At 50.4% G+C, this 6,000-nt stretch carries 4 protein-coding genes and 1 pseudogene; 2 read left to right on the top strand and 3 right to left on the bottom strand.

Features of this window, described 5'->3' with window-relative positions:
• Positions 1–254: 254 nt before the first annotated feature.
• Positions 255–776: pseudogene (locus DFK18_RS12860) on the top strand (GNAT family N-acetyltransferase); the annotation flags it as partial.
• Here DFK18_RS12860 and DFK18_RS12865 read toward each other — a convergent pair.
• Positions 757–1,611, bottom strand: coding sequence for a mechanosensitive ion channel domain-containing protein (locus DFK18_RS12865; protein WP_114418680.1), 855 nt, complete (start codon positions 1,609–1,611; stop codon positions 757–759). The pseudogene DFK18_RS12860 and the gene DFK18_RS12865 sit on opposite strands and share 20 nt — an antisense overlap.
• A gap of 20 nt (positions 1,612–1,631) precedes the next feature.
• On the bottom strand, positions 1,632–2,516 hold the full coding sequence (locus DFK18_RS12870; protein ID WP_114418681.1) for a LysR family transcriptional regulator: 885 nt from the start codon (positions 2,514–2,516) through the stop codon (positions 1,632–1,634).
• A 93-nt stretch (positions 2,517–2,609) separates the two neighbouring features.
• Between DFK18_RS12870 and DFK18_RS12875 the strand changes: the two genes are divergently transcribed.
• Positions 2,610–3,530: an NAD-dependent epimerase/dehydratase family protein gene (locus tag DFK18_RS12875; protein WP_114418682.1), complete on the top strand. Its 921-nt coding sequence runs from the start codon at positions 2,610–2,612 to the stop codon at positions 3,528–3,530.
• 45 nt (positions 3,531–3,575) lie between these two features.
• Here DFK18_RS12875 and DFK18_RS12880 read toward each other — a convergent pair whose 3' ends face one another.
• The gene (locus DFK18_RS12880) at positions 3,576–5,480 is read right to left on the bottom strand and encodes a hypothetical protein (RefSeq protein WP_114418683.1); all 1,905 of its coding nucleotides are present in this window, start codon (positions 5,478–5,480) and stop codon (positions 3,576–3,578) included.
• Positions 5,481–6,000: the final 520 nt, after the last annotated feature.

The following is a 6,000-nucleotide window of genomic DNA, read 5'->3' on the forward strand; positions in this document are numbered from 1 at the left end:
AGCTGTTGCGTGGCTTTTCAAACATGGCACCCAATCTTGTCCTCTTCAACGCAATCAACATTCTCTGATCGCCCCTAACAAGCAATTCCTTTTTTACAATCGCCACCGCCTTTAATGCCTACTCCTACTCTTGCGGACTAGATTGCTAGCAGAAATTTTTTACTTAATTCGGAGCCATTCTGTCTATTGTAAGTCTCTAATAACTGAAGTTGGCCCACTTGAGACCCTTCCCTGGGTAACCTGAGGAACTTGAATCCTTTGCGGCCATGAATGCCGACCCCGAGGTGATGCGCTATTTTCCCCGCTGCTTCGAGCGCGAAGAAAGTGATGGCATTGCCGATCTCTGTGAGGAATTGATTCGCCAGCTGGGCTGGGGCTTTTGGGCGGTGGAGCTCAAAGCCACCGGCGAATTTATCGGTTTTACCGGCTTGCATGCCCCCACCGATGCTCTGGCCTTCGCTCCCTGCATTGAGGTGGGCTGGAGACTAGCCAGGAATCATTGGGGCCAAGGCTATGCGACTGAAGCGGGCCGCGCGGCTCTGAAAGTCGGCTTTGAAAAGCTGTGTCTGGATGAAATTCTTTCCTTCACGGCAAAAAGCAACCAGCCCTCGCTGGCCGTAATGCAACGACTGGGCATGGAGTATGTGGAAGACTTTGAGCACCCTGCCCTGCCCGAAGGTCACCCTTTACGAGCGCACCAGCTTTATCGGCTGGGAGCCAGGCGCTGGAAGGATCTTGGCGATCCCGATACCTGCATCAAGACGCTGAACCCGTAAAATCTTCCTTGGCAAAAGCCTGCTGCAGGATCGCCTGTTCGATATAGCTTTTCTGGCTGGCCCGGGCGGGCACCCGAATAATCAGATGGATTTCTTCGGCGTCGGGAAACTGCAGACTGACCCGCGGCTCAACACTGGGCATTTCCAGACCCCGGCGGCTGGCTAGGCGTTGCATATGTCGGCGCGCTTCTTCCAGATAGGGGGCCGAATGCTGCTGGGCGGCCTCGAGCAACAGTTGTTTGGCTTCGCGCCAGCGGTCATCGCGCATAAACGGCAGAGTAAATACGTGGAGTACAAATTCCTGAGTATAGCTTTCGTTTACTACCGGCTCAGCGACAAAGATGGCATTAGGCACGACCAGGGTTCGCCCGGTTCGCTGGTGGGTCAGCTTGCCCGGACCGACTTCCAGAAGTGTGGTGGTCAGCAGGTTCTGATCAATCACATCGCCACGAAAATCCTTGATCTGGATGCGGTCACCGATATCAAAAGAGCGAGCGGCGGATTTCAGCAGGCTCCCGGTCAGGCACAGAATCAGCTCCTTGGTTGCTACGACCAGGGCCACGGCCAAGGCCACGACCGAGAGCGCCAGGGTTCGCAGTTCTTCGCCCCAGAGCATGAAGAGCCCCAAAAGACCCAACAACAGCAGCCCATTGCGGGATTGCACCAGCCATTTGCGACGCAACTCACCAGGCAGATCACTACGGCGAATCAGGCGCGAAAACAGCCATTGCAAAAAGAAAACCACAACCAGCAGTAAAAGGCTCAAAAGTAAAAGACGCACACCAGCAGATGAAAGAAAGGTCTGCTCAAGCAGGTGTTGAAGGGATTCCAGCATTATTCAGCTCCAGCGCCAAATCAGCGAACAAGGTGCGGGCTGAGATGCTCAGCCAAAAAATCCATCAAGACACGAATACGTCGATTATGCTCGACATCCCGATGACAGCAAAGATAAACCGGCAGTGAGGGCAAGGGTAAATCCACCTCTACAACTTTTAAACCTCTTGATTCAGCCAAGGAGGCATGGGTAATCACCACGCCTCCGCCCTGACAGGCCAGCTCCAGATGCAAAGGCTGAAAATCCGTGCGCAAAAGAAAATCCTCGTTTCCAAGCGACCAACCCAGCTCTGCTGCTTTTGCCACCAGTTGCTGATCACGGTCATAGCCCAATAAACGCAGTCTCAGCAGATCCTCAACACTGCTTGGCTGGCCTACCCGATCGAGATAGCTTCCACTGGCATAAAACCCCAGGGGTAGTTCAAACAACTTACGAGCTACAAGATCCGGCTGCCGCGGTACAAACATTCTCAGAGCAACATCAGCATCACGACGATCCAAACTGGAGGCGCGGTTATTGACCTCAACCTCCAGGGATAATTGTGGATAGCTATCCATGAAACCGGGCAAAAGGGCTGGCAGATAGTACTGGGCCAACAACTCATTCACGGATAAACGAATCCGGCCCGTCAGAGCCTGATCCAACCCTGAGACCCTACGCTCCAATTGCAGCGCCAAGTTTTCCATTTCTTCACAGCTTTCCATAAGACTCAAAGCAAACGCTGTGGGTCTTAGGCCCTGAGTGCTTCGATCAAACAGGGTCTGGCCCAGTTGTTTTTCCAACTGACGTAGCTGACGCGATAAAGTCGGCTGGGACCAGCCCAGCTTTTCAGCCGCCCGGTTGAGACTGCCGGAGCGGACCAATTGCAGAAACATCTGCCAGGCCTGCCAGCTAATCTTATTCATAAATGAATAATGACTCGTCATTTTATTGGCTTCTCTAAAAATAAAAGAATAATAGAATCTAGACTCCATCCAGGGCAAGAGGAATAGAAGACAATGAAACGAGCACTGATTTTAGGCGTTAATGGCAATTTCGGTCAGGCTCTGGGCAAGGCCTTGCAAGCTAATGGCTGGCAGGTCCAGGCTCTGCTGCGTGAATCCGACCCGACGCCCTCCTGGCTAAACCCAGAAAATATTCACCGGGGTGAAGCCGGGAGCAAAGCTGACGTGGATCAGGCGGCTCAGGGGGCGGAGTTACTGGTTTACGCTCTGAATCCCCCCTATCATCGCTGGCAGGCACTGGCTTTACCCTTGTTGGAAAAGGCTCTTCAGGTGGCCGAAAAAAGACACCTGCAGGTCGTTTTTCCCGGCAATGTCTATGTGCTGGCACCGGGACTCCAACCCCAAGACGAAAACAGCCCTTTTATGCCTCCAACTGACAAGGGGCAACTGCGCCAGCAAATGGAAGAACGGCTTCACCAGGCCTCCTGCCGAGGAGCGCGTATTCTGCTGGTCCGCGCCGGGGATTTTATTGGCCCTGAAACCCGGGGTAGCTGGCTGGACCAGGTAGCCTCCATTGATGGCAAGAAAGTCCGGTTAAAATTACCTCATGATCGTCAACATCGGCATTTCTGGAGTTATCTGCCCGATCTGGCGGCCAATACGGTCAGCCTCTTGGAGCAGCCATTGGCAAGCTGGTCGGTGTTTCATGATCCCGGGCAACTACTGAATACGGCTTGCTGGGAAAAAGCCTGCCAGCAACTGAACCGCCCGCTTGAAATCAAACCCTTTCCCTGGTGGGCACTCAATCTGGCCCGCCCTTTCAGTCCTCTTTTCAGAGAAGTCTTGAAAATGCGCTACCTCTGGCAGCAACCTCTGCTCCTGGATGGCAGCAAAATGCAGCAACAACTGGGTGAGCAGTTTCAGCAAACCTCCCTGACCGAGATCCTGCAGACCTGCTTACCTCCCCAGGCATAAAAAAGGCCCCCGATGACAGGGGCCTTGAGTTCTTAGTGGGCAGGGTTAATCAATACACCAAACAGCCAGCTTTTGGTTGGTCATGAATTGATGGGCTGTCTGACTGGGGTATTCGATGGCATAGGCCAGTTGCGTTCCCTGAACCTGGGTAGAGGACCAGTAACGGTAATGCCCAGCATAGCTGTCATAATCAGCCATATCTTCACGCAATTCATCAGCATCTGGCAGCTGATAGCCCTGCTCGGTGCAAATTCGGTCAGCTTCCTGCCAGCTGGCATTCACCATTCCGTCGATATAGCGAGGTTCCAGGGTTTCAGGCAACCAAGCTATAAGCTGATCCAGCTGTCCTGCTGCGACCAAAGCCAGTTCAAGGGACTTATCGAATCCAGGCAATTCCTGCCATTGAATATCGATGGGGTGCTCATTTGCTGTTTGTTGGGCAGCATAGAGCACGTCTTGATGATGCTGTAATCGACCGCGCAGATTTTCACTGGCCACTACCGAGTCGATGGATGACCAGTCATTGAGGGTATCTAGCATGAAATAAATGTAGCTGCTGCGAACCTCCTGGTAGAGCGCCACAACTCTTTGCTGAGGAATATCCTCGTAAGCCTGCTTGAGCAGCAAACCAATACTACCAACACCTATCACCAGCGTGATCAGAAAAACCACCTTAGAAGCTAAGCGACTACTTCCCAGAAATGTACGGAAAATCTTGAGCAGGTGTCGGGGGTTGTAGTAGCCATCAAACTCATAGTTAAAACTCCAGACCATCAAACCCCAGAAGACATTCAGTACCACCAGGGCAGCGGCAAGAAGCAGTAAAGCGGTCAGATCCGTCGATTGAACCTGAAAAAACCATTCATACAAGGGCGCATTAATGACCAGGACCGAAGCAGCCACCCCCAGGGAAAAGAGTACAAAAAACACGATCAAACCGTAAAAAACCACACTACTGAAAAGTGTCAGCAGCAGATAGAAAACCCGAGAGAGCAGATATACAACTAACAGCACCACAGCGGCCAGGGGGTACAAAAGATAATAAAAATACTTGGCTTTAAAGAAACCCAGCAGCGGGCCAAGCAGGAGCAGCAGCAATTTGAGCAGGGACATAAAAATGATGCTCATCAAATTGCGGAAAACGCCCCCAAAATCAAAATCCTTGAGGTAATCAAATAAAAGCGCGAAATTGGCTTGCCCCAGGAGCCAATAGATACGTTGCAAGGCCTGTTTCAGCGAAGCATCATTATTGAGCACTGAATAGCCATTGATCATCTGGACTTCCATTCCCGAAAAGCCGAGGCAACTGGAGAATTTACTCAGGTTATTCAGATAGAACTTTTCACCATTTTTAAAAACAAAAGCAAAAAGATAACCGCCCCCCAGGCAAACACTGCCCATCACCCCCATCAGGATCAACAGCCCGAGATCCAGACCGTTAAAGAGGGTCATAACAGCCATCCCGGTAAAAATCACGCCCCAGATGCCCAGAGCAAAGAAATCCAGCCAAGCCAACATCTTGAGTATCCACAAGAGAGGACGTTTGTTCAGACGGGTCAGCGCACTTTCTGCATGAAGATGTTTGGTTTTTATAAAAAGGTGGGCGTGCTCGATAATATCCTCACCCATCAACCAGACAATAGCGATAAAAATACTGCCCAGTAAAAACCAGCTGATAAAGGTTAAGGGAATGCGCGCCAACCAGCTGTCACCCCAGTCACTGAAGAGGTCCAGCAGAAACCAATCGCGATAATAGTGGGAATAGTCATCAAACAAGTAGTAGAGCAGAATACTCGAGAAGACGGTAATAAAGGTAAAGAGCAGGGGTGACAGGTGTTGATCCTTGGGCCGGAAAAGGCTTTCCGCCTCGGATTCTGTATGCTCGGTGGCATCACTGGTTTCTTCCAGAGCCATCTCCTGCGAGTCGAGATTTTCGTCTGTTCTATCCATTTGTTCTTCCTGGCTAGCAGTCTTGATTCTTTACGCAACTGCCGTCTAGCCTGATCGAGAGGGACAAACAGCAGCTATTTTCTGATTAAATCAAGTTTATCGGATATCCCTTTACGTAAATTAGAGCCAAATCAATTATCCAAGACTTAATAACAGAAAAATAAAAGCAATTACACGAAGTTAGCACCAATTAAGTGCAAAAAACCTTATTTCGAACATAAATAAATGACTTTTTTATGCAAAAGAAGAACCTTTGACTTCACCTCACAACCGGGTTGAACAGTTTTTTCGCAGGCGCAAGACTCGCTTTTTTGAGGCCTAAAAAAACTGCTGAATCCAGCTCAAGAAAAGCGGAAACAACAGTTTTTTAGAAGATATAGAGGAGCTTTTAGCTGTCAGATTCCGGATGATCAAATCTCATTGAGGAGTTATCCTTTGCTTGCTGCAAAGGGTCTCCTTCAGCAGATCATTCAGGAGCGTATTCATGAACATCAAACTGCATAAACAGGCCACCACTACA

This window comes from Marinospirillum perlucidum, assembly GCF_003336805.1.
GTDB classification, from domain to species: Bacteria; Pseudomonadota; Gammaproteobacteria; order Pseudomonadales; family Halomonadaceae; genus Marinospirillum; species Marinospirillum perlucidum.

Bases quoted from the DNA above. Each gene is read 5' to 3' on its own strand.
- DFK18_RS12870 (WP_114418681.1), bottom strand. From the start codon at position 2,516: ATGAATAAGATTAGCTGGCAGGCCTGGCAGATGTTTCTGCAATTGGTC.
- DFK18_RS12880 (WP_114418683.1), bottom strand. From the start codon at position 5,480: ATGGATAGAACAGACGAAAATCTCGACTCGCAGGAGATGGCTCTGGAA.
- DFK18_RS12875 (WP_114418682.1), top strand. From the start codon at position 2,610: ATGAAACGAGCACTGATTTTAGGCGTTAATGGCAATTTCGGTCAGGCT.
- DFK18_RS12865 (WP_114418680.1), bottom strand. From the start codon at position 1,611: ATGCTGGAATCCCTTCAACACCTGCTTGAGCAGACCTTTCTTTCATCT.